The organism is Lactobacillus sp. PV034 (assembly GCF_014522305.1).
Taxonomy (GTDB): domain Bacteria; phylum Bacillota; class Bacilli; order Lactobacillales; family Lactobacillaceae; genus Lactobacillus.
Genome location: NZ_CP041982.1, coordinates 688551 through 712014, shown reverse-complemented (window position 1 = coordinate 712014; position 23464 = coordinate 688551). Strand labels below are relative to the sequence as shown.

Annotated in this window: 28 protein-coding genes; 23 read left to right on the top strand and 5 right to left on the bottom strand. The window is 32.1% G+C overall.

Going from position 1 to position 23464, the window contains the following annotated elements; genetic code table 11:
- Nucleotides 1-3: 3 nt before the first annotated feature.
- Together FP432_RS03650 and FP432_RS03645 are read left to right on the top strand one after the other, a co-directional pair.
- Nucleotides 4-570 carry a GNAT family N-acetyltransferase gene (locus FP432_RS03650; protein WP_265489492.1) on the top strand — a complete coding sequence of 189 codons (567 nt, stop codon included), beginning with the start codon at nucleotides 4-6 and terminating at the stop codon, nucleotides 568-570.
- A gap of 317 nt (nucleotides 571-887) precedes the next feature.
- Nucleotides 888-1430, top strand: a complete 543-nt coding sequence (locus FP432_RS03645) for a hypothetical protein (protein ID WP_265489491.1) — start codon at nucleotides 888-890, stop codon at nucleotides 1428-1430.
- Between the two features lie 6 nt (nucleotides 1431-1436).
- Here FP432_RS03645 and FP432_RS03640 read toward each other — a convergent pair whose 3' ends face one another.
- Nucleotides 1437-1955: a hypothetical protein gene (locus FP432_RS03640; RefSeq protein ID WP_265489490.1), complete on the bottom strand. Its 519-nt coding sequence runs from the start codon at nucleotides 1953-1955 to the stop codon at nucleotides 1437-1439.
- Between the two features lie 81 nt (nucleotides 1956-2036).
- Between FP432_RS03640 and FP432_RS03635 the strand changes: the two genes are divergently transcribed.
- From FP432_RS03635 to tsaE, 3 genes are all read left to right on the top strand, one after another.
- Nucleotides 2037-2732 carry a uracil-DNA glycosylase gene (locus FP432_RS03635; RefSeq protein ID WP_265489489.1) on the top strand — a complete coding sequence of 232 codons (696 nt, stop codon included), beginning with the start codon at nucleotides 2037-2039 and terminating at the stop codon, nucleotides 2730-2732.
- 62 nt (nucleotides 2733-2794) lie between these two features.
- Complete coding sequence (pta, locus tag FP432_RS03630; protein ID WP_265489488.1) at nucleotides 2795-3769, top strand: phosphate acetyltransferase; 975 nt, start codon at nucleotides 2795-2797, stop codon at nucleotides 3767-3769.
- Between the two features lie 2 nt (nucleotides 3770-3771).
- Nucleotides 3772-4251 (top strand): tRNA (adenosine(37)-N6)-threonylcarbamoyltransferase complex ATPase subunit type 1 TsaE, encoded by a 480-nt coding sequence (tsaE, locus tag FP432_RS03625; protein ID WP_265489487.1) that lies wholly within the window; start codon nucleotides 3772-3774, stop codon nucleotides 4249-4251.
- 16 nt (nucleotides 4252-4267) lie between these two features.
- On the opposite strand, the gene FP432_RS03620 is transcribed toward tsaE, so the two are convergent.
- A complete protein-coding gene (locus FP432_RS03620) occupies nucleotides 4268-4801 on the bottom strand; it encodes a 3'-5' exonuclease (protein ID WP_265489486.1) in 534 nt (177 codons plus the stop codon).
- A 103-nt stretch (nucleotides 4802-4904) separates the two neighbouring features.
- Between FP432_RS03620 and murB the strand changes: the two genes are divergently transcribed.
- The 7 genes from murB to crcB all read left to right on the top strand — a co-directional run bounded on the left by murB (nucleotide 4905) and on the right by crcB (nucleotide 11941).
- The gene (gene murB, locus FP432_RS03615) at nucleotides 4905-5810 is read left to right on the top strand and encodes a UDP-N-acetylmuramate dehydrogenase (protein ID WP_265489485.1); all 906 of its coding nucleotides are present in this window, start codon (nucleotides 4905-4907) and stop codon (nucleotides 5808-5810) included.
- Between the two features lie 102 nt (nucleotides 5811-5912).
- Nucleotides 5913-6758, top strand: a complete 846-nt coding sequence (gene cdaA, locus FP432_RS03610; RefSeq protein WP_265489484.1) for a diadenylate cyclase CdaA — start codon at nucleotides 5913-5915, stop codon at nucleotides 6756-6758.
- Nucleotides 6755-7723 (top strand): YbbR-like domain-containing protein, encoded by a 969-nt coding sequence (locus FP432_RS03605; protein WP_265489483.1) that lies wholly within the window; start codon nucleotides 6755-6757, stop codon nucleotides 7721-7723. Before cdaA ends, FP432_RS03605 begins: the two co-directional genes overlap by 4 nt.
- A 14-nt stretch (nucleotides 7724-7737) precedes the next feature.
- Nucleotides 7738-9096: a phosphoglucosamine mutase gene (gene glmM, locus FP432_RS03600; RefSeq protein WP_265489482.1), complete on the top strand. Its 1359-nt coding sequence runs from the start codon at nucleotides 7738-7740 to the stop codon at nucleotides 9094-9096.
- Between the two features lie 200 nt (nucleotides 9097-9296).
- The gene (gene glmS / locus FP432_RS03595; protein ID WP_265489481.1) at nucleotides 9297-11105 is read left to right on the top strand and encodes a glutamine--fructose-6-phosphate transaminase (isomerizing); all 1809 of its coding nucleotides are present in this window, start codon (nucleotides 9297-9299) and stop codon (nucleotides 11103-11105) included.
- Between the two features lie 86 nt (nucleotides 11106-11191).
- Nucleotides 11192-11575 carry a fluoride efflux transporter FluC gene (locus tag FP432_RS03590; protein ID WP_265489600.1) on the top strand — a complete coding sequence of 128 codons (384 nt, stop codon included), beginning with the start codon at nucleotides 11192-11194 and terminating at the stop codon, nucleotides 11573-11575.
- 3 nt (nucleotides 11576-11578) lie between these two features.
- Nucleotides 11579-11941 carry a fluoride efflux transporter CrcB gene (gene crcB / locus FP432_RS03585; protein WP_265489480.1) on the top strand — a complete coding sequence of 121 codons (363 nt, stop codon included), beginning with the start codon at nucleotides 11579-11581 and terminating at the stop codon, nucleotides 11939-11941.
- A gap of 56 nt (nucleotides 11942-11997) precedes the next feature.
- On the opposite strand, the gene FP432_RS03580 is transcribed toward crcB, so the two are convergent.
- The 3 genes from FP432_RS03580 to FP432_RS03570 all read right to left on the bottom strand — a co-directional run bounded on the left by FP432_RS03580 (nucleotide 11998) and on the right by FP432_RS03570 (nucleotide 15102).
- Nucleotides 11998-13409 (bottom strand): IS3 family transposase gene (locus tag FP432_RS03580; RefSeq protein ID WP_265488160.1). Its coding sequence is split into 2 segments (ribosomal slippage): nucleotides 11998-12929 and nucleotides 12929-13409, totalling 1413 coding nucleotides; the frame shifts between segments, so codons are not numbered across the junction.
- Between the two features lie 91 nt (nucleotides 13410-13500).
- Nucleotides 13501-14730 carry a DUF4097 family beta strand repeat-containing protein gene (locus FP432_RS03575; protein ID WP_265489479.1) on the bottom strand — a complete coding sequence of 410 codons (1230 nt, stop codon included), beginning with the start codon at nucleotides 14728-14730 and terminating at the stop codon, nucleotides 13501-13503.
- A 114-nt stretch (nucleotides 14731-14844) separates the two neighbouring features.
- Nucleotides 14845-15102: a hypothetical protein gene (locus tag FP432_RS03570; RefSeq protein WP_265489478.1), complete on the bottom strand. Its 258-nt coding sequence runs from the start codon at nucleotides 15100-15102 to the stop codon at nucleotides 14845-14847.
- A 169-nt stretch (nucleotides 15103-15271) separates the two neighbouring features.
- Here FP432_RS03570 and FP432_RS03565 point away from each other — a divergent pair, with 169 nt between their 5' ends.
- The 11 genes from FP432_RS03565 to FP432_RS03515 all read left to right on the top strand — a co-directional run bounded on the left by FP432_RS03565 (nucleotide 15272) and on the right by FP432_RS03515 (nucleotide 23420).
- Nucleotides 15272-15775: a VanZ family protein gene (locus tag FP432_RS03565; protein WP_265489477.1), complete on the top strand. Its 504-nt coding sequence runs from the start codon at nucleotides 15272-15274 to the stop codon at nucleotides 15773-15775.
- Nucleotides 15776-15852: 77 nt separating this feature from the next.
- Nucleotides 15853-16584, top strand: a complete 732-nt coding sequence (locus FP432_RS03560; protein WP_265489476.1) for a YebC/PmpR family DNA-binding transcriptional regulator — start codon at nucleotides 15853-15855, stop codon at nucleotides 16582-16584.
- Between the two features lie 171 nt (nucleotides 16585-16755).
- Nucleotides 16756-17397 carry a uracil-DNA glycosylase gene (locus FP432_RS03555; protein ID WP_265489475.1) on the top strand — a complete coding sequence of 214 codons (642 nt, stop codon included), beginning with the start codon at nucleotides 16756-16758 and terminating at the stop codon, nucleotides 17395-17397.
- A gap of 175 nt (nucleotides 17398-17572) precedes the next feature.
- Nucleotides 17573-18553, top strand: a complete 981-nt coding sequence (comGA, locus tag FP432_RS03550) for a competence type IV pilus ATPase ComGA (protein ID WP_265489474.1) — start codon at nucleotides 17573-17575, stop codon at nucleotides 18551-18553.
- On the top strand, nucleotides 18519-19520 hold the full coding sequence (locus tag FP432_RS03545) for a type II secretion system F family protein (RefSeq protein WP_265489473.1): 1002 nt from the start codon (nucleotides 18519-18521) through the stop codon (nucleotides 19518-19520). The genes comGA and FP432_RS03545 overlap by 35 nt, the downstream gene beginning before the upstream one ends.
- An 11-nt stretch (nucleotides 19521-19531) precedes the next feature.
- Nucleotides 19532-19855, top strand: coding sequence for a competence type IV pilus major pilin ComGC (comGC, locus tag FP432_RS03540; RefSeq protein ID WP_265489472.1), 324 nt, complete (start codon nucleotides 19532-19534; stop codon nucleotides 19853-19855).
- Nucleotides 19827-20252: a prepilin-type N-terminal cleavage/methylation domain-containing protein gene (locus FP432_RS03535; protein ID WP_265489471.1), complete on the top strand. Its 426-nt coding sequence runs from the start codon at nucleotides 19827-19829 to the stop codon at nucleotides 20250-20252. The genes comGC and FP432_RS03535 overlap by 29 nt, the downstream gene beginning before the upstream one ends.
- The gene (locus FP432_RS03530) at nucleotides 20245-20445 is read left to right on the top strand and encodes a type II secretion system protein (protein ID WP_265489470.1); all 201 of its coding nucleotides are present in this window, start codon (nucleotides 20245-20247) and stop codon (nucleotides 20443-20445) included. The genes FP432_RS03535 and FP432_RS03530 overlap by 8 nt, the downstream gene beginning before the upstream one ends.
- A 5-nt stretch (nucleotides 20446-20450) precedes the next feature.
- The gene (locus tag FP432_RS03525; protein WP_265489469.1) at nucleotides 20451-21014 is read left to right on the top strand and encodes a ComGF family competence protein; all 564 of its coding nucleotides are present in this window, start codon (nucleotides 20451-20453) and stop codon (nucleotides 21012-21014) included.
- A 198-nt stretch (nucleotides 21015-21212) separates the two neighbouring features.
- Nucleotides 21213-22217 carry a class I SAM-dependent methyltransferase gene (locus FP432_RS03520; protein ID WP_265489468.1) on the top strand — a complete coding sequence of 335 codons (1005 nt, stop codon included), beginning with the start codon at nucleotides 21213-21215 and terminating at the stop codon, nucleotides 22215-22217.
- Nucleotides 22218-22235: 18 nt separating this feature from the next.
- On the top strand, nucleotides 22236-23420 hold the full coding sequence (locus tag FP432_RS03515; RefSeq protein ID WP_265489467.1) for an acetate/propionate family kinase: 1185 nt from the start codon (nucleotides 22236-22238) through the stop codon (nucleotides 23418-23420).
- The last annotated feature ends 44 nt before the right edge of the window (nucleotides 23421-23464 follow it).

The window sequence follows — 23464 nt, the reverse complement described above, 5'->3', positions numbered from 1 at the left end:
TCTATGATTAGAGAAGCAAAATTAGATGATTTTAAATACGTTTTTCCAATTTTAAATCAGATATTTGATGAAATGGATTTGGAAACAATTAAGCAAATACCTGAGGAACAATTTTATCAGTTAATGGAGCTTGGCTTTAGAGACCCGAAATTTACTTTTGGCTATAAGCATATTTGGGTAGCAGCTGATAACCGAGATAAACCAATCGGAATCTTAGATATGTACAGTTATGAGGATCAAGAAGCAGGTAGTCATGATGAAATTAAGAAGTATCAACCTCAATTAGGTATTTCAAAAGATTTTACTATTTTTACCGATGATGAAGCCTTAGTTAATGAATGGTATATTGATTCGCTTGCGGTTGATCCAAAGTTTTGGGGCCAAGGTATTGCGACCAGTTTGTTAAGTATTGTTCCGAAAGTTGCAGCAGCTCATGGATATAAGTTAATTAGTTTGAATGTTGATAAAGAAAATACTCGAGCAAAAAGATTGTACGATCATTTAAATTTTAAGACCGTTTCTGAAATGACAATTGGAGATCGAGTTTATGATCATATGATCTTACAATAAATTACCCTAGTGATTAGGAAAAAATAAAGTAATTAATGATTTTTATAATTAAATTTCATAATTACGAATTACTCTAAATCACTAGGGTATTTTTTTATATTAATCAAAAAAATTTTTGTTATTTTAAATTGAGCTAAAGTTAAGGGCTATTTAATTTTTTTAAAATATAGCAATGTTCTACTTTTATTTAAGTGCTTGTTTCTTATAAAAAGCTTTGGTAAGCTGATTTTTAAGTAAATCGCTTTGACGATAATAGAAAGAAAGGCCAGGGTGTTATGCAAATAAAATTTACATATGCACAAAAGACCATTTATGAAATGTTAGCAAAAAAAGAAGTAAACGATGTATCTGTTGTTTATTTATGTCGAACCTTAAATTGTAGTCGTAATGCTTTTTATAAGCGATTTTCGAATAAGATGAATTTTTTGACTTTATGCCTTATTCAAAATATACAAGACGAAATGAAAAAGCATAAGCGACGAGGTTTAAATGATTCTTTCTATCATTTACTGCAACATTTGCAAAGAGAAAGAATGTATTATGAAAATATGTTCCGAATACTAGGAAAAACTTGTATCTGTGATCTTTTACAAGAAAAACTTTGTGAATTCTTTTGGAATAAAATGGAGCTAAAAGAAAGTATTGCACAACTTTTAGTTAAAGAACTGACTAATCTAATCTATGGGCATTTGTTTGTTTGGATAACGCATGATTGTCATAAAGATATGCAACTTGTGTATCGAGAATTAGAAACAATTTTAAACCGCCTTAATCATCTAAAAGAAGACCCATCTTTTATTAAAAAATTAAGATCAGAAAATTATCACTATTTGTGGGGTGACAAAGAATTTGAAGAATAAAGTAGATTAATGAAGTACACAAAATTTATGATGAAATACTGGAAATGATGGTAATGATAATGGAGTTATATGCCATTGAGTAAATAAAATACTGGTTAATAAAATGAAAGGGACATCTTCTGGTTTTTGAATATTACAATCTAATGTATTACCTTCCGTGGTAATAATTGTTTTAACATTGGCCCTTTCAATTAACCCTTTATAAAAAGAGTAATTTCCCTTTTTTATACTTCCCTTAACCCAATAATTTAATTTGGTTATATAAAAGAGATTAGTAAGTTGATTATTTAACTTAATTATTTTTACTATGGGATGGTGGGTTACATCGATTATATAAGAGTTTATCAGATTAGAATTATCCAAATATAAACGACCTATCTCTTTTTGGAATTTATTCGAAAGAATAATTGTATGATTAAAATTATCGATACTACCTGTTAAAAAAAATAAGATTTCTCCCTTATCATAAATTACAGGCATCTGCCCCAAAATAGGACTTTTGTTGAGTAAAATTGAGTATTCCATCTTTTCCCTCATTAATTAACTAAATAACTAGTTCTATGATATCATGAAGCTAGGACAAGGTTGAGAACTGAGGAATTCTTAATGAAAAAATTAATTGGAAATGATTGGGACGAAATTTTAGAACCGGTATTTATAAGTGAAGATTATCGTAAATTACATAATTTTTTAAAAAGTGAATATCAAACTAAAACTATTTACCCTGATATGTACCATATTTTTACAGCATTTAAGTTAACTTCCTTTAAAAAAACAAAGGTAGTAATTTTAGGGCAAGATCCTTATCATAATCCCGGTCAGGCAACTGGAATGAGTTTTAGTGTTAATCCCGGGGTCAAGCTTCCGCCATCACTTAAAAATATCTACAAAGAATTATACGATGATGTTGGTGCAGTACCAGTAGAACATGGGTATCTAAAAAAATGGACTGATCAGGGTGTTTTGCTTTTGAATGCTGTGTTGACAGTTCCTTATGGTCATGCTAATGGTCATCAGGGTAAAGGATGGGAATTGGTAACAGATCAAGCAATAAAGGCACTAAGTAATCGTGGTAAAGTTGTATTTATTCTTTGGGGAAGATTTGCGCAAAATAAAATTCCTTTAATTGATCAATCGAAGAATATTATTATTAAATCTCCGCATCCTAGTCCTTTTTCAGCTGATCGAGGATTTTTTGGATCCCGCCCCTTTTCTAAATGTAATGATGGCTTAAAAAGTTTTGGTGAAGCTCCAATTGATTGGCAACTTCCGCGGAAGATTGAGCAAGCAGAAGTGGTATGAGATACTGATAAACTGTTAAGTCAATTTTGTTAGTGTAGAAGTTTTGTTAATGAGGTTTGATTATGAAAGTTTTTGAAAAGTTAAAAGAAGTGGCTTTACAAAAAAAGAGAACTATTATTTTTCCAGAAGGAAATGATGAACGTATTTTAAAAGCTGCTGCTAGAATTCAAGCAGATGGTTATGCAAATGCACAAGTAGCAGGAAAGACATCTGAAATTCTTGAAGTAGCGCAAAAAAATAATATTAATTTGGGCGATGTAAGTATTATTGATGTAGAAAAATATCCGCATCTTGAAAAGATGACTCAGGATTTGGTTGAACTTAGACATGGAAAAGCTACTTTAGAACAAGCTAAGGAAATGTTAAAAACTCCTCCTTATTTTGGAACTATGATGGTTTATGAAGGATATGCAGACGGTATGGTATCTGGAGCGACCCATTCTACTGCTGACACAGTTCGTCCAGCATTACAAATTATTAAAACTAAGCCAGGTATGACGCGTGTATCGGGGGCAATGATTATGGAGCGCGAAAGTGAAAAATATATTTTCGCTGACTGTGCAATTAATATTGATCCTGATAGTGAAACTTTAGCAGAAATCGCATATCAAAGTGCTCGAACTGCGAAGATGGTAAATATAGATCCGAAAGTGGCAATGTTAAGCTTTTCAACTAAAGGTTCAGCTAAGGGCCCAATGGTTACAAAAGTTCAAGATGCGGTAAAGATAATGAACGAAAAGCATCCTGAAATTCTATGTGATGGTGAATTACAGTTTGATGCAGCTATTGTACCAAAAGTTGGAAAGGCAAAGGCTCCTAATTCTAAAGTTGCAGGACATGCCAATGTCTTTATTTTCCCAGAGCTTCAATCGGGTAATATAGGATATAAGATTGCTGAAAGATTAGGTGGCTTTCAAGCAATCGGTCCCGTTTTGCAAGGATTAGCCGCTCCAATTAATGATTTATCTCGTGGCTGTAATACTGAGGATGTATATTTATTAGGAATTTTGACTGCAGCACAGGCTAATATGGAGTAATAATGGAAAAAATAAACATAACTTCAGATACTCAAATGCAAGAATTGGGAGAAGCACTAGGCGCAACTGCTTCTCCTCATGACCTTTTATTATTAACCGGAGATCTAGGTGCAGGAAAGACAACCCTTACTAAAGGAATAGCAAGAGCATTAAAAATACGTCGTCCTGTAAAAAGTCCAACTTTTACAATTGTAAGAGAATATAAGGAAGGTCGAATGCCACTTTTTCATATGGATATGTATCGCCTAGAAAATGGTGATTTATCAAGTATTGATATGCCTGCTTATTTAGCTGAACCTGGCATTGTAGTTATTGAATGGCCGGAATTTATTATTGATGATTTACCAAAAAATTATTTACAATTAAAAATTAGTCGTGTAGATAATTCATGGGATTCGACTGAACGTGAAGTTGAAATCACAGCTTTAGGTGAAAAAAGTAAAGAATGGTGGCAGAAAGTAAAAGCTAGTTTGAATAAATAAAAAATCTCGTGAAGCATTAAATTTGCTTTACGAGATTTTTTATTGGTTCATTTCCGAATTCTTTGTTTTGGTGAATTAAAATTTCAGCGCATGCTTCGCTATCACTTAAAGCATTATGATGGTGCCATAAATCAATATTTAGAGCAGCTGAAACGGTATCAAGTTTATGATTTTTTAAATTAGGTTCAAATAAACGGCTTGTAGCTAATGTATCAATTGCTAAGTAATGAGGAGCAGAAATATTATAGCGTGCCAGAGATTTCTGGAGAACATTACAATCAAAGCGAGCATTATGTGCTGCAACTAGCATTCCTGGTTGATATAATTTTTTTATTTTTGGCCATACTTCAGCCATTGTGGGAGCATTTTTAACATCATCTGCTGTAATGCCATGGATTTTTATATTTTGACTATCAAAAGGCATTTGGGGGTTAATGACCGTATAAAAACGATCTATTATTTTGTTATTTCTAACTAAAACTAGTGCTAAAGAACAAGCGCTTTCAGGAAAATGATTAGCAGTTTCAAAATCCATTGCAGTGAAATTCATGTTGATTCCTCTTTATAGAATAATTTTTAGATAAAGTATATCATAAGGTGGAAATATTAGGGTACAATACAGTAAGACTATAAAGTAATAAGGAGGGAAAGTTATGCAGTTAATGGACTTAAAAAAAGAGGGAATAGATATTCAGGAAAATGTTCCTTTAAGTCGATTTACTTTTACTGAGACAGGGGGACCTGCTGAATATTTGGCTTTTCCTAAAAATTTAGACGAATTAAAAAGGATAGTAAAACTTACTGATGAGCTAACTATTCCTCTAACAGTAATTGGTAATGCTTCTAACTTGATAATTCGTGATGGTGGAATTAAAGGCTTAGTAATAATTCTCACCGAAATGAAGACTATTGTTACTGATAATAAGACCAACCGTGTAAAAGCAGATGCGGGAGCACGAATTATTGATGTCTCAAAAGCGGCTTCTGATGCTAGTTTAAGTGGTTTAGAATTTGCTGCAGGTATCCCTGGTAGTGTAGGTGGAGCAGTTTTCATGAATGCTGGAGCTTATGGAGGAGAAACTCAAACAACTATTGAAACCGTAGAAGTTTTAACTCGTACTGGAATTTTAAAAACTTATAGCCATGCTGAGATGAAATTCGGGTACCGCCATTCACTTGTGCAAGAAAATGGGGATATTGTTATTGGAGCAACTTTTATTTTAGAGCCAGGTGATAAGTTAGCAATCAAGAATAAGATGGAATATTTTAATGGATTACGGCGAGCTAAACAACCTTTAGAATATCCTTCTTGTGGCAGTGTCTTTAAAAGACCTACGGGCCATTATGTTGGTCCGATGATAATCAAGGCTGGACTTCAAGGTAAAAGAATTGGAGGAGCAGAGGATTCCAAAAAACACGCTGGCTTTATTGTAAATGTTGGTGGAGCCACTGCAACTGATTACCTTAATTTAATTCATTTAATTCAAAAGGAAATAAAAGCCAAATTTAATGTTGAGCTAGAAACAGAAGTAAGGATTATTGGCAAAGAAAAAGATTAAAGTCATGGTAGATTTATTAGAGAGCCATGACTTTTATTTTTAAATTAAATGGCCAGTATATCGGTGATTAGTTATAATTAAATGGTAAGAAAAGGAGAGCTTATGAAATTTGATATTTCAAGCCTGCTAACTTGGCAAAATCTAATGAATTTAGTAGATATTCTTATTGTTTGGTACATAATCTATCGCCTGATTTTATTAGCTCGGGGGACCAAAGCTGTCCAATTGCTGAAAGGGATCTCTCTAATTATCATAATTAGAATTGTTGCAGGCTTTTTAAATTTACACACTTTAACTTATTTTGTTGATCAAATATTATCATGGTCAGTTATTGGGATAATTGTGATATTCCAGCCTGAAATTAGACGTGGATTGGAGCATTTAGGACGGTCATCAATTTTTGGTGGTAGTACAATGAGTGCGCATGACACTTCTGAAAAAATGGTTGAAGAGCTTGATAAAGCAATTCAATATATGTCTAAAAGAAGAATTGGGGCTTTAATCACTATTCAACAAAATACTGGATTAGAAGACTACATTGAAACAGGAATTCCATTGGATGCAGATATTTCCGGCGAGCTTCTAATTAATATCTTTATTCCTAATACACCATTGCATGATGGGGCTGTAATTATTCGCGATAATAAGATAGCTGTGGCAGCAGCTTATTTACCTTTATCAGATAATAGTGCTATCCCTAAAAATTTAGGGACTAGACACCGAGCAGCAGTCGGAATTTCGGAAGTTACGGATGCAATTACAATTGTTGTTTCTGAAGAAACTGGTGGTGTTACGATCACACGAAATAGCCAATTTATGGTTGATTTAACTCGGGAAGAATATTTGAAATATTTGCGTGCACAATTAGTACCAGCTCAAGACAAAAAACCAAGTTGGTATCAGCAAATTATTAATAAGATATGGAATTGGGGGTCAAACAAAAAATGAAAAAATTTTTTGATAGACTCTGGTTTTATAAGGTAGTTGCACTATTTTTAGCAATTGTTTTAGCCATTTATGTTAATTTTAATCAACCAGGTTTTGTGCCAGAGGGACAAAGAAACGCGACTATAAAAACTGCGACCAAAAAAGAAAATCTTAAGGTTCCTTTGCAGGTATCGGTTGATACAGATAAGTATTACGTGACTGGCTATCCCGAGAAGGTATCTTTAAGCCTTTCAGGATCAACTGCTTTGGTTACTTCAACAGTAAATACTCAAAATTTTAGGGTCTTTATTGATTTGAGTAAATTTAAACCAGGAAAACACACCGTTCCAGTCAAGGTAAATGGTTTGAGTAATCAATTGTCTTATTCCATTAATCCTAAGAAAATAACGGTTAATATTCAAAAACGAAAATCTAAATCTTTTCCAGTTCAAATAGAGTATAATAAAGATGCTGTACCGACTCCTTATAAGGTTGGTACCGCTAAAAGTGATCCTTCAGTGGTAACAGTCACTGGGGCAACAAGTGAAGTAAACCAGATTGATAAAATCGTTGCCCGGGTTGTTATTCCCAAAGATGAGATTAAGAGTTACTTACGAGAAGTAATTCTGATTGCTGAAGATAAAGCTGGAAGACAATTAAATGTGGTAATTGATCCTGCGACTACAAATGTGACAATTCCTATTAGTTTGCCTAAGAAAACAGTTAAATTAAGTTTGACATCTCATGGAGGCAATCAAGACAAAATTTATTCATTGTCAAGTAATATTGATACGATAAAAATTTATGGAAAAGACGAAACTTTGAAAAAGATTGATGAATTGCCTATTGATGTTGATTTATCACATGTGAATGCAGATACTGAAAAGACTATACCAATTAAATTACCAAAGGGTGTTTATCAGACTAACCCTGCACAAGTTTCAGTAAAAATTAAAGTTTCAAATAGTAATGGTAAAAAAGATTAAGAGAGGTTTTTAATATGCTTAAGTACTTTGGTACCGATGGTGTTCGTGGTGTTGCTAATGCTGGCTTAACACCTGAAATGGCTTTTAAACTTGGACGTGATGGTGGTTATGTATTAACTAAAGATAAAAAAGAAGGGGAAAAGGCTAAAGTTCTTGTATCAAGAGATACCCGAATTTCTGGACAAATGTTAGAGTATGCCTTGATTGCCGGACTTTTATCAGTAGGAATTGAAGTTTTAGAACTTGGTGTGATTACTACTCCAGGACTTTCATATTTAGTTAGAGCTCAAGGTGCTGATGCAGGTGTTCAAATTTCAGCATCTCATAATCCGGTTCAAGATAATGGAATTAAGTTTTTCGGTAGTGACGGTTTAAAGCTTTCTGACGCTAAAGAAGAAGAAATTGAAGCATTAATTGATGCTCCAGAAGATAAATTACCTCGTCCATCTGCAGAAGGTTTAGGAACTGTAACTAACTACCATGAAGGTTCATCTAAATATCTTCAATTTATTGAGAATACACTCCCTGAAGACTTAAGTGGAATTAAAGTTGTTATCGATGGAGCAAATGGAGCATCAAGTGCCCTAATTTCACGTTTATTTGCAGATTTAGGTGTTGATTTTACTACCATTGCCACTCACCCTGATGGTTTGAATATCAACGATAAGGTTGGTGCAACACATACTGAAAAGTTACAAGAAGAAGTTGTCAAACAGGGCGCACAATTAGGTTTAGCCTTTGATGGGGACGCGGATCGTTGTATTGCTGTTGATGAAAATGGTAATGAGGTCGACGGTGATCATATTATGTACGTGATTGGTAGTTACTTAGCAGATCATGGAAGACTAAAAAAAGATACTATTGTAACCACTGTAATGAGTAATCTTGGATTTACTAAAGCTTTAGAAAGAAAAGGCTTAAAGAATGTACGTACTCAAGTTGGAGATCGCTATGTATCTGAAGAAATGCGTGCTAACGGATATAATCTAGGTGGAGAACAATCAGGACACGTAATAATTAGTGATTATCACAATACCGGAGATGGAATGCTTACTGGCTTACATTTACTAAATGTTATGAAAGATACTGGAAAATCATTGAGCGAATTACTTACTGATTTTAAAGAATATCCTCAGACCTTAATTAATGTTCCAGTTAAAGATAAGAAGAGCTGGAAGGATCATCAAGCCATTTTAGATGCTATTGATACTGTTGAAAAAGAATTAGGCGATGATGGAAGAATTTTTGTAAGACCTTCAGGAACACAAGACCTCTTACGTGTTATGACAGAAGCACCTACTCAAGAATTAGCTGATAAATATAGCAAACAAGTTGCTGATATTGTTAAACAAGAAATGGGTAGCGAAGATTAATAATTAGTTCAGTAAAAGACTTATAACTTTGTAGTTACAAGTCTTTTTTTATTTACGTTTAAAATATTTATACCAATTTCTAAATAAATCACTTGACCAATTTATAAAATACTAATATCATAGCTGTTATAGAGCTATTGCAAATGGATTTAATAGTATAGACCAATTTTAAAAATTGAATATACCAAAGGAGAAAAATTATGTGTGGAATTGTTGGTGTAGTAGGAAAACCTGCACGTGAAGTTGTTTTAAATGGTTTAAAAAATCTTGAATATCGTGGCTATGATTCTGCAGGTATTTATTTAAATGATTTACAAGGAAATGAATACTTAACTAAAGCAGTTGGTAGAATTAGTAACTTAGAAGAAAAGCTGACTCCAGATGAAGAGGGATTAGTTGGTATTGGACATACACGTTGGGCTACTCATGGAAAGCCAACTGTTGACAATGCGCACCCACATGTTTCAGAAGATGGACGATTCTATTTAGTACATAACGGGGTAATTGAAAATTACGCTGAATTAAAGGAAAAATACCTTCAAGATGTTGATTTTAAATCAACTACTGATACAGAAGTAGTGGTGCAATTAGTTGATAAAATTGCGAGAGAAAAGAATTTAGATGCTTTTTCTGCATTTAAAGAAGCGCTTAAATTAGTTCGTGGTTCATATGCCTTTTTATTAGTTGATAACACTCAACCAGACCACATCTTTATTGCTAAGAATAAGAGTCCAATGATGTTAGGAATTGGTGACGGCTTTAACATTATTGCTTCAGATGCAATTTCTGTTTTAGATCAAACTAAGACTTTTATTGATTTACAAGATGGTGATGTAGCTGATGTTACTCAGGATAATGTCGTTATTGAAACTATTGATGGTAAAAAGGTTGAACGTAAGCCTCATACTTTGGATATTGATCCAAATGCTGCTTCAAAGGGCACTTATGAATTTTACATGTTAAAGGAAATTGATGAACAACCTGCAGTAATGAGACGTTTATCACAAGATTACTTTGATGGTGATGATGTTAAAGTAGATCCAGCAATTGTTGATGCAATGGCTCAAAGTGATCGAATTTATATCTTAGCAGCAGGAACTAGTTATCATGCTGGATTAGTTGGTAAAAACATTATTGAAGAATACGCTGATATTCCAGTTGAAGTTGGACTTGCTTCGGAATTTGGTTACCACTTCCCTAAACTTTCTAAGAAACCGTTCTTTATTTTCTTGTCTCAATCTGGAGAAACTGCTGATTCACGCGTAGTACTTAAGCAAGTAAATGAGAGAAACTTACCAAGTTTAACTATGACTAATGTGGAAGGTTCAACTCTTTCTCGTGAAGCAACTTATACTATGTTACTTGAAGCCGGCCCAGAAATTGCCGTAGCTTCTACTAAGGCTTATACAGCACAAATTGCCGTACAAGCAATTTTAGCTAAGGCAGTTGGTGAAAAGAAGAACCTCGAAAAGGCTAAGAATTTTGATTTGAAGAATCAATTTGCACTTGCAGCTGAAGGAATGCAAGAATTAGTTGATGGTAAAGAAAAGATCGATGAATTAGCTAAGAAATACTTGTCTAATACTCGTAATGCTTTTTATTTAGGTCGTGGCGTTGATTACGCCGTAGCTTTAGAAGGTGCTTTAAAGCTTAAAGAAGTTTCATATATTGAAACTGAAGGTTTTGCAGCAGCAGAATTGAAACATGGTACGATTGCTTTAATTGAAAAGGATACACCAGTAATTACTTTAATTAATGATCCTACAACAGCGGATCTAACTCGTGGTAATATTCAAGAAGTAGAATCACGTGGAGCAAATGTTATGACATTTGTAGCAAAAGATTTTGCGCGTGAAGGAGACGATGTAGTTCTTCCACAAATTGATTATTATCTTTCACCTTTAGTAACTGCTATCCCAGCTCAATTATTAGCATATTATGCATCAAAGAATAAAGGCTTAGATGTTGATAAGCCTCGTAACTTAGCAAAATCAGTTACAGTTGAATAAGTGAGAAATAGAACTTTCATTGAAAGTTCTATTTTTTGTATAATCATTAATGAAAATTAGTATGAAGAGAGGATAGTGTGAAGATAATGTCGGGGAAAATAAAGAATTATGTTAGTGTAGGTTTTTTTGGCTTTTTGGGTGGAGGTTTGCGCTGCTATTTTAATTTATTATGGTCAATTTATGGAACTTTTGCTGCAAATATTGTAGGATGTTTTCTCTTAGCACTATTTACCTATTTTTTTGTTGAATATAAAAAAGTACCAAGTTGGTTAACAACTGGTTTGACTACAGGATTAGTTGGTGCATTTACTACTTTTTCTACCTTTCAGTTAGATACATTAAAGCTATTACAATCTAATCAATGGCTTAATAGTAGTGTATATTTTATACTTTCACTTCTTTTAGGATTTGTTTTTGCATATTTTGGGATGAGAGTGGGAGTAAGTTTGGGAAAGAAAGTGGGGAATTAAAGGATGCTAGCAACAGTTACGAGTGCAGGCATTGGGGCAATCTTTGGTGCTTGGATTAGATATGGTTTAACTAATTATGGTAAGAAAAACTGGCCCACAAACTTTCCTTGGGCAACTTTGGTAATTAATTTAAGTGGGGCTTTAATTTTAGGACTTATTTTTGCTCTTAATTTAAAATTTGATTTCTATACCTTAATTGGAACGGGGACTATGGGTGGGTATACTACTTTTTCAACTTTAAATGTTGAGTTACTAAAAGAATTTAAAAAGCACTCAAAAAAGATCTTCTTACTTTATGGGTGTTGCTCGTATTTGGGTGGACTCTTATTTGTATTTTTAGGCTTTAGTATAGGAAAGTTAATATAAAAAACACCTACTACGAGAAATGAAGTGCTACAAAAAAGTTAGACATTTATAAAAATTTAAATATTATTTGCTAATACACGATTTCTGTATTTTACAGGAGTCGTGTATTTTAGTTTGTTTGAACGTCTGATATTGTTGAACCAATATATATAATCCTTTAAGATTTCTTTCATTTCTTCTAAGGTGCTAATCTTTTCTCTATTAAGTCGCTCACGTTTTAAAAGATTGAAAATGGTCTCTCCAGGTGCATTATCATGACAATTTCCTTTTCTAGACATGCTTTGAGTAATATTCATTTCTTTAAGACGGGCTTGATAACCAGCATTTTGATATTGAAAACCTTGATCTGAATGTAGGATTGGATTGGCATCTTTGGGTAATTTTTCTTCCAGTTCATCAAGCATTTGATAAATAGTTTTCATTTCAGGTGAGTAGCTAGTGCAACAAGCTAATATTTCTAAGGAAGCTTCATCTACTACTGGGGAGATATATACTTTTTTACCTGTGGTCAACTTAACTTCTGTTACATCAGTATGGAGAACGCGATATGGAATTTTTTCATCAAATTTTTGCTTTAAGATATTGGGTGCCTTCTTACCCACACTACCTTTATAAGAACTATATTTACCAGTATTTTTATGATATAGAGTAGTTTTGATACCTAACATACGCATTAATTTGCGTACTGTTTCTTGAGCAAGATAAATACCTTCATCTCGTAATGCTCCCCACATTGGGCGATAGCCATATGTTTCGCGCCCTTCATCGCCATAATAAATAGCCTTAATTCTTTCTTTTACCTTTGCATATTTATCAGGCTTATTAAGACGATTATTTTTATTGTCATAGTAAGTTTTTCTATTTAAATTAAGTAAGCTTAATAGTATTTGAAGCTTTACTTGTGGTTGTTCAGCCCGAATATCCAAGATTAATCTTGTTTTTTCTTTGTTGGATAACGAGGATATCGGGCAGCCACTTTTTTTAAGACAAGATTCTCCAGTTTTAATTTTTCTATCTCAGCTTCTTGCTTAATAATCTTTTCTTCATATTTTTGTTTTTCGCTAAGTTTTATCTTTTGAGCTTGTTTCTTTTTAGTTTTCTTAGGCATTTTAGATGGACGTCCTTTCTGCTTAGGAAGTAATCCAGCCATACCTTCTTTTTTAAATTTTTTAACCCAAGTGTAAACCTGAGAAACGTTTATATTGAACTTGGTAGCTACTGGAATTTTTCCTAAATTAGGATTATTTAAGTAGTAGCGTATCACATTTAACTTAAACTCAGGAGAATAGATCATTTTCTTATGTTTAACTTTAAGAGAGTCAAGGCCATTTTCTTCAGTTTGATGAATCCAGGTACGCACCATAGATAAAGGAACATTGTATTTTTTACTTAATCCTGTCATTGAATTTTGATGATCAAAGAATTCAGAAACAATCTGTATTTTAAATTCATTAGAATATTTAGTCATAAAAAAATACCTCATAATCGTTAGATTTATGTCTAACAATTATGAGGCACTTCAGAAAATTAGTTCTCAGAGTAGGTGTTTTAAAATAAATTTAGTTTTCTGTCATGACATCGATAGTACCATGTTCTGATTCAAGATAAATTGAAGCGGAAGCTTTTTCGTCAATTAAGTAACCATCAATCTTATCGTAATTAGAATTGTCAAAAAGGATTGCATCTAAGGGTAAAGTAATTGCAGCTAGTTTTCCTTTTGCATGAAATTGAAGAGGAAAATTATCATCGACTGTGATCTTAATAGGACTAAGTATAGTCTTTACTTTAAGGATCTCATTAAAATTAGGACTTAAAGTAAGTTTGATCTTCCCTGAGTTACTTCTTATATTTCCACTATTAGTTAAATTATATATTTTTATATTTCCAGAAAAGGTAGAGAAATCACAATCAGACTTGAAGAGACTTTCAGCATGAATATTTCCGCTCTTAGTCTCAATAACTAATCTATTCGTAGAAAAATCATCTAATTTAATATTTCCACTTGTGGAAGTTAAAAGGGTTTCAGCATCAGGTTTGGTATCTTTTACATTAATAGTAGTAATATTTCCAGAATGTGTGTTGACATGAATATCCTGGGCTTGGCAATTAGTAAGAAGAATATTTCCTGAGGTTAGATCAGCTTGAAGACGTTTAACATGAAAATTATTTAATAAAACATTTCCTGTAATTGAAGTAATATCAACCATACAATCACTATGTAAGTTGGCACCATAGATTTGATCAGATTCGTTTCTAATAGTAATAAATCCTGTATAATCTAATGGTAAAAATAAAATTACTTTGTTTTTAAATATACCAACGTGTTTACGCGGGCCTTGAGTTATTTTAATCACATTACCAACTTTTTCGATGGTAGAGTGTAATTTAGAAATATCTCTGGACATCCAATCACACAAGGTAGCATTTGGAGCAGTAGTGGGTAAAATAATTAAGTCCCCAATATGATAGTTTAAGTGCAATTCACTGATGCCTGTAAGGTTAAGATTTAGAGCTTGAACTAACTCTAAATTAAATAATTGCTGAATAAGTTTTTGAATTTTCTTTTTGATTGATTCATTTTCTTGAGTAGAGTTGATGTTTTCTAATAAAAGATTAATTTGAGTTAAATGATCTTTGACCTGTTTTTCTGTTTGCTCAGGGTGTTCGCTTTTCTGAATTATAGCTACAACTTGTTTTTTAAATTGTTTAAAAAATGTTTGGTTAGCAGCAGATGAAGTTTTTACTTCATCCAAATTACTTAAAATTGAATTAAATTGATTTTCAAACATTATTGACTCCTTTAATATTTAATTGTAGCATATTCAAAAAGCAAAAAAGGATATAACCATCTTTATCAAAATAGTCATACCCTTTAATTAAATATTTTTCTGCTATTTACTAATTTAGTTATTTGAACGGTAGCCAAAGTAGAATTGGATGCAGGCAACCACAATGTTGATCCAGTTCATTGCAATGAACCAACCAGCAACTGGGTTACCGTCGTGGCTTACACCGTAGTAAACCCAGAAACCAATAATAATTGCTGCAACGTTAATCCATGCAAAAGTCTTTTGTAAAGTCTTGTTGTTGAGTTGGAACCACATCCAAATAACGTTAATGACAAACCAAATAGCTAAAATCCAAAAAATTGTTGTAAACATAAATATTATCTCCTTTTTGTTAATAAATATATTTGGGAAATTATTTAGATTTCTCTTTTCAACTTTTATTATGAACTAAGATTTTATTAAATCAAAAATAAAGTCTTGAAAATATATAAAAATTTGTTAGTAAGAGAATTAGGTTAAGGATAAGTGGGAGGAAACAAAGATGAAAAAAAATTGGCGAGTAATTTTTATTGTGTTAATGGTGCTTGACCTACTTTTCTTATTTATGTCAAGTTCAATGACGTATCATCAACAAGAAATGAAACCAGGTTTTATCCATAGATATTTGCCATTTATGGAAGCATGGGTAGGTCACTGGAATATATATTATGGTGGTCGCTGGCATAATGCACAATTAGATGGTAGTGCAGAGATGACACAATTTGTAATGCGTAAAATGGCTCATTTTGGTAGCTTTTTCTTGTTAGGACTCTTTAGTTCGTTGGGATTAAATAAAATTTTTAAAAGTTGGGGTGGCCCTTTATTAATATGGCTAGGTACGATTTTTGTAGCATTTTGCGATGAATTTCATCAACTATTAACTGGCGATCGTACTCCAAGTATTCATGATGTAGTGTTAGATTCTAGTGGTGCGTTAGCTGCCATATTGATTTGCATGATAATCTATTTGATAAGAAATTACATAAATCAAAAAAATGCTTGTTAATCGAATTGAATTTAATGGCATACTGCGTTAAGATTAACAAGGTTATACAATATTTATGAAAAGAAAGAAGGATTCTTATGTCAGGACATTCAAAATGGCACAATATTCAAGGCCGCAAGAATGCGCAAGACGCTAAAAGAGGTAAGGTATTCCAAAAGTTATCTCGTGAAATTTATATGGCTGCAAAGAGTGGTGGTCCTGACCCTTCCGGAAACCCTGCTTTACGTTTGGTAATGGATAAGGCTCGTGCAGCTAACATGCCAAAGAGTAATATTGAACGTGCAATTAAAAAGGCCGAAGGTGGCTCTGACGAGCACTATGACGAAATTACTTATGAAGGTTATGCACCAGGTGGTGTAGCAATTTTAGTTGAAGCATTGACTGATAACAAGAACCGTACTGCTTCTGATGTTCGTGTTGCTTTCACTCGTAATGGTGGTTCTCTTGGTGCTACCGGTTCTGTTGCCTACATGTTTGATAGAAAAGGTTACATTGTAATTGATCGTTCAACTACTGATGCTGATGAAGATCAAATGTTACTTGATGTAATGGATGCAGGTGCAGACGATTTGCAAACTAGTGATGATGCTTATGAAATCTATACTGATGCTAAGCAATTTACTGATGTTAGAGATAGCTTAGAAAAGGCTGGCTACAAGCTTGCTAATGCGGAATTAACTATGATTCCTCAAAATACTACTCCAGTTCCTGCAGATAAGAAAGATCAATTTAATAATTTGATTGATGCTTTAGAAGATAGTGATGATGTTTCTAACGTTTACACTGCAGCAGCCGAGGAAGATGAATAATTAAGAGAATGATTTTCTCAATTTAAGAAAAGCGATGAATTTTAAAATTCATCGCTTTTTTAGACTAGTTCTTTTTAATTTTTATTGAGAAAAATAGATGGGATACTTAAAGTAGAAGTAGCTGACTAATAAGAAAATATAAAGAATAATAGAGATGGTAGGATAATTAGAATGAAATATCCAGAAGAATTGTTGGAAGAGGTAAAAGAACGAAGTCAAGGGATGCAATTAGAAGGAATAAATGAAGGAGCTGGGCCAATAAATCCTAAGTTAATGCTTGTTGGAGAAGCTCCCGGCCGTAATGAAATAAAAACTAATATTCCTTTTAATGGAAGCTCTGGCAAAGAACTGATGAATTCTTTATCGTTATTGGGATTAAAACGAGAGGATGTGTATATCACATCAGTTGTTAGAAGTAGGCCGTATAGTAAGAAAGTTGTTTTTGATAAAAAGTTAAATAAAGAAATCATAAAATATCCTAATCGAAAACCTACAAAAAAAGAAATATTAGCTCATGCACCCCTGTTTGACTATGAATTAAATCAGGTGAATCCGAAGATGATTGTGGCAATGGGATCAACAGCTATTAGTAGGCTGTTAGGACCAGGATATAAAATTTCTCAAGATCATGGCAAGGTATTAAAAAATCAATCTATCTTACAATTAAATGAAAAGAAAAATAGTTATGAATGGTCGAATAAAACATATACACTTATTCTTGAATATCATCCTGCTGCAGTATTATATCGACGTAAATTGCAGGAAGAGATTCAGAAAGATTGGTTACATATTAGAGCCTATTTAAGAGAATAAGAGTATTCAAATTAATATTTAGTAGAAATGAGAATGATAAATTCGCTTAAGAATTTATTGTTCTCTTTTTTATTAGCTTAAACATCTTTTACAAAATACTTTTGATATTTAAAAATAAATTTTTACTTTTTGCGTAAGTTAAAGTGGATCCAAATTAATTAAAGAAAGAAAAAATATGGAAACTAAAAAATTAGCAAAAGAAATATTAGAGTTAGCAGTTAAAAATTCTAGTAGTGATATTTTTATTTTTCCCCATACTGAGTATTTTGAGATAAATGTACGAACCAATACTGGTATTAAAAATTTAAAGAAGGTTGATAAACAAGAAGGAAATGAATTAATTAGCTATTTTAAATTTATTGGAGAAATGGATATTGCTGAACATCGGCGACCACAAGTTGGAGCTTTAAAGAAAGAGATAAGGAATGAAAAGGTATATTTAAGATTTTCTAGTACTGGAAATTTTTTAAATCAAGAAGCATTAGTAATTCGTCTAATTTATGGTGCTAAGAAGAATAATTATTTTTTTGAAGAACAAATTGATGAATTAAAGAATTTATGTCAAAAAAGGGGATTAGTAATTACAAGTGGTCCAACAGGTTCAGGTAAAACATCTACAATGTATCAACTAGCTCGGAGTTTAGGAAAAGATAAAATTGTAATGACTATTGAAGATCCAGTTGAAATATATGAGAGTCGCTTTTTACAAACTCAAATAAATCCAAAAGCAAATATTGATTACTTAAAACTTTTAAAAGCTGCTCTTCGAAATAGACCAGATATTTTAATAATTGGCGAAATACGAGATGAAAAAACAGCAAAAATGGCAGTAAATGCAGCTCTCAGTGGCCATTTAGTATTAGCAACTGTCCATGCCAAAAGCTCACTTCAAACCATTAGTCGTTTAGAAGGGCTAGGAATTAATAAAAGTGAATTATTTAATAGTTTAACGTCGGTGTCTTATCAACGGTTAATTTGGCATGAAAAGCTCCAAGAACCAGCTTGTTTATTGGATACGGTAAGTGGTAAAGAATTGCAAATGGCAATTCTAAATGATGAACGAGATGATTTTATCAGTTGGAAAGAACATATTACCAAGCTTAGAAAGGAGAAAATTATTAATGAAGAACAATTTTCATTTTTCGAAAAAGGATAGGCTAAGTAGTGGAGAACAATTAATCTTTTTAGATTATCTAAGCCAATGTTTGAAAAATGGCTTTTCATTAAATTGGAGTTTGCGAATGATGCCACATTTATGGATAAAGAAAGCAAGTTTATTGAAAAATTTAAATCTAAAAGTAGAAAATGGAGAAAATTTAGGAACAATTTTATACAAACTTGGTTTCTCTAAACATATTGCTGTACAGCTGAACATGGCGTTTTTAGAAGGAAGTTTGCTTGAATGTCTTGATCAACTTACGCAACTCCTAAGACTAAAAAATAAACAGCTAAAAAAATTAAAGACGGAATTAGCTTATCCGGCATTGCTTGTTATAATGATGATTTTTTTATTGGTTGCTTTACAAACATTTCTTAAAACTGAAATGGCGAGTCGTAATTTAATAGATGATTTAATCTTTTTAGCGCTTTTAAGCATAGTTGTGGCTTGCATGGGAATAGGGATTTTTATTCTTTATTTATTAAAAAAGCAAGACTATAACTCCTTGAAAAAATTAATCAAGCTGCCTTTACTCGGGTCTACAATTAATCTTTATATTCAATATTTATTGGTTTACGATATTGGAATTTTAATTACAAATGGTTTTTCTTTACAACAAATATGTAATTTTGCTCAGGGACAAGAAAAATCTTCATTACAGGGATGCATTGGTAATGAAGTAGCATCGAAATTAAATCAAGGCAAAGATTTATCAGAAGTGATTAGACAAGAAGAGTTTTTGCCAAATAATTTATTAATGCTGATAAGTAGTGGAGGAAATAGGGAAGAAATTGGTAAAAAAGCAATCCTTTTGAGTCAAACGCTGTTTTATGAATTAAATTTAAAACTTACCAAGTTAATAGTTAATGTTCAACCAATATGTTTTTTGTTTATCGGAATATGTATCTTAGGAATGTATCTAAAAATATTAATGCCGATGTACAGCTTGTTGCAAACAATTTAAAAGGAGAAATAATGAAAAGATTAAAGAACAGACTAAAAAAGAATGAAACGGTTAAAGGATTTACCTTAATTGAAATGGTAATAGTAATTGCGATTATTGCGATTTTAATCTTATTAATCGTGCCAAGTTTAACTAAACAAAAAGAACGAGCAGAAAATCGAACTGATGAAGCATTTAGATCTACTTTACAAACTCAAGTAGAACTAGCGGATGATAAAAATATTACTTTAGAAGCTTTAAATAAAGAAGGATATATTTCTAATCGCCAATTAGAGAAAGCAAATGAAAAAGGGATCACAATAGTAAATGGCCATGTTACTGAAGCAAAGAAGTAAAGGGTTTACTTTATTAGAAACTAGTATTGTGTTGTTTATTTTTTGTTTAATCTTTACAATTCCAACTCTGAAATTAGTAGACTTTAGAGAAAAAATAGAGCTCCGAAATACAACACGTTTAGTCAAAAGTGTAGTGGAAAATACTACGAGAAAGGCATTATTAAATCGAAAAGTTTATCGAATAAGTTACTATAAAAATGATCATGAGATAGATATTAATTGTGGGGATAAAACTGATCGGATACCAATTGATCCAAATATTACTATTGATAATTTATTTAATGTTTATATTTCAAATAACGGTACTATCTCACCTCGGACAATAACAGTAATTGGGAAAAAGAGACAGGAAACAATAAAGATTCAAATGAGTTGGGGAAGAATGATTGATGGTTAAAGGATTTTTATTACTGGAATCAAGTCTTGGTTTAATTATTTGTTGCTTAACAGTAGGATTGTTAGCTTTAACACTTGGTCAAGAAAAACAGGTAGAACATAAGATAGAAGCAAAGGTTGATCAGGCGTTGGCTAATCATATAAAAAAAACAACAAATTTAACTAAAGTAGAGATACATAATAAAATTTATTAATTTAAATGATGAAAAAATATACAAGGTTATTAGGATTCTCTGTTGCAGAAGCAATTTTAGCTTTATTAATTACAGCGTTATGCATTGAAATGCTAATAGGAATCCTAGGTTGCTTAAAAAATGCTAATAGGAAAAGAGCGCCAATTAATGAAGTAGCATTTTCATACATACAATTAGAGAAATTTTTAAAAGAAGAAGGGCATGTAGAAGTAGATACTGGATCTTCAAATTCACGGGAAATTATTTTAAAGAAAAAGATAGGTGAAAAAAATAAACGCCCCGAATTTAAGATATATTCCTTAGAAAAATATGATGATATGATCCGAATGACTGGATATCAAAGAGGACATATGCCTTTATTGCTTAATATCAAAAGAGCTTCTTTTAAATGTGGAGAAGATTTTTTTGAAATTCAGGTAATTGAGCAAGATAAAAGAAAAAGTAATTTAAGATTTAAGACAGATAAGCCACTAAAAATTGAAGAGAAAACTAAGAAAAAAGATATTAAAAATAAGGACAGAAATAAAACCAATGAACAATACTTATCAAGTAACTCATCTAAAAGCTAGTGCTTTTTTAAGTGCAATTTTACTATTGTTTGTTTCCATTGTGTTCATTACTTGTTATCAACAAATTTTTATGAAAAATTTGGAGAATAATTTATTATTATTACGATATCTAAATTATTAAATATTTTGGTCCTATCTTCTTGCCCCTGAACTTAGAAATTTATAAAATGATAGTGTATAGCATAGGAGGGGCATTATATGGAAAAGATAACTGACATTTATCCAAAGTTTCAAGAAGTAGTCTCAATTTTACAAAAAGCCCTAAATGTATCTTTCTCTTCTGCTTTAACTGAAACTTTTGATAATTTAGAAAACGAAAAAATCAAAGTTGAAGAGGGGGCCCCTGATAAGGAAACAGTTGCCGAATTAACGGAAAAATATCGTAAATTAAATTATGAAAACTTACCTAAAGATTTAAAGGTACAAGTTTTCACGCTTTTAGCCTTAAAGTCAATTAATGAGGATGGAAGAAATTATACGCAGCTTCCTACGCCTTCAATTATTGCAACAATTATTGCTTTGTTATGGCAAAAGTTAATTAATACCGATAGTAGCAAATTAGAAGTAGTCGATCCAGCTATTGGAACTGGAAATTTACTTTATTCAGTAATTCGACAATTAGTTCAAGAAAATCATTCAAAGAATCCTTATAAGTTAGTTGGGATTGATAATGACGAAACCTTATTAGATTTGGCGGATGTAGGAGCACACTTAGATGGATTAAAAATTGAATTATTTAACCAAGATGCTTTAGATCCATGGATGGTTCCACCTGCTGATATTATTCTTAGTGATATCCCAATGGGGTATTATCCACTTGATAATAATGCTAAAAGATTTGAAAATCATGCTAAAGAAGGACATTCTTTTGCTCATATTTTATTTATTGAACAAATAGTAAAGAATTTAAATAAAAATGGTTTTGCATTTTTAGTAGTACCTAAGATCATGTTTACTAATGCAGTGCAAGGTGAATTTATCAATTGGTTAGGAAAAAAGGTTAATATTCAAGCTATTATTGATTTACCTACTGATATGTTTGCTAACGCTACACAGCAAAAATCAATTTTAGTTTTCCAGAATCATGGTGATCTTGCTAAGCAAAGAAATGTATTAGTTGCCCAATTACCTTCTTTAAAAGATAATAAGGCACTTATTGAATTTAGCGTTAAATTGAATGAGTGGTATAAGAATAATCAGTAGTAGATAAGGGATGAGATTATGAAAAAAGTTTTAGCAATTAATTCAGGTAGTTCATCATTTAAGTTTAAATTATTTTCACTCCCAAATAATGAAGTGGTAGCAGAAGGAATGGCAGATCGTGTTGGCTTACCTGGTTCAACTTTTGAAATAAAATTAACAGATGGTATTAAACATACGATTAAAGAGGATATTCCTACTCAAGAAGATGCAGTTCAAAAACTGTTGGATATGTTAAAGGAGTATAAGGCTGTTGAAGAAATCTCAGAAATTGCTGGCGTTGGACATAGAATTGTGGCTGGTGGAGAATACTTCAAGAAATCTACTATTATTAATAAAGAAAACTTACAAAAAATATTTGAATTAAAGTATTACGCTCCATTACACAATGTGGCTGAAGGTAAAGGAATTGAAGCATTCATGAAGGTCTTACCTGGTGTTCCAGAGGTAGGAGTGTTTGATTCCGCTTTTCATGAAACTATGGATCCTGTTCATTATCTTTATCCAGTTCCATATGAATACTATGAAAAATATAAGGCAAGAAAATATGGAGCTCATGGTACTTCAGTAAGATATGTGATTAAAGAAGCATCTAATATGCTAAATACTGACCTTGAACATCTTAAATTAATCGTATGTCATCTTGGTTCTGGAGCTTCAATAACTGCCGTTAAAGATGGTAAATCTTATGATACTTCAATGGGTTTTAGTCCATTGGATGGAATTGAAATGGCTACTAGATCAGGTAGTGTAGATCCATCACTTCTTCAACATGTAATGCATGAGGAAGACTTAAGTATGGATGAAATGATTGATATCTTAAATAATAAATCTGGTCTGTATGGTGTATCTGGAATTTCTCCAGATATGCGTGATATTAGAAAATCAGATAAGGAACGTGCTAAAATTGCTCGTGATATTTATATTAATCGTATTGTGAGAACGGTTGGTGGATATATCGCAGAATTAAAGGGCGCTGATGCTATTATTTTTACTGCCGGCGTTGGTGAGCATGATGATGATTTGCGTAAGCGAGTAATGGAATATTTTGAATTTATGGGATTAAAACCTGATTTGAAGGCAAATGAAAAGGGTGGACAAACCTTTATTACTCAGCCAGAATCTAAGATAAAGGCAATGGTCATTCCTACCAATGAGGAATTGATGATCGAAGAAGATGTGGTACGTTTAGCAGGTCTTGAATAAACTAAAATATTGAGGATAGAGTAATTTAATTGTATAATGGACTC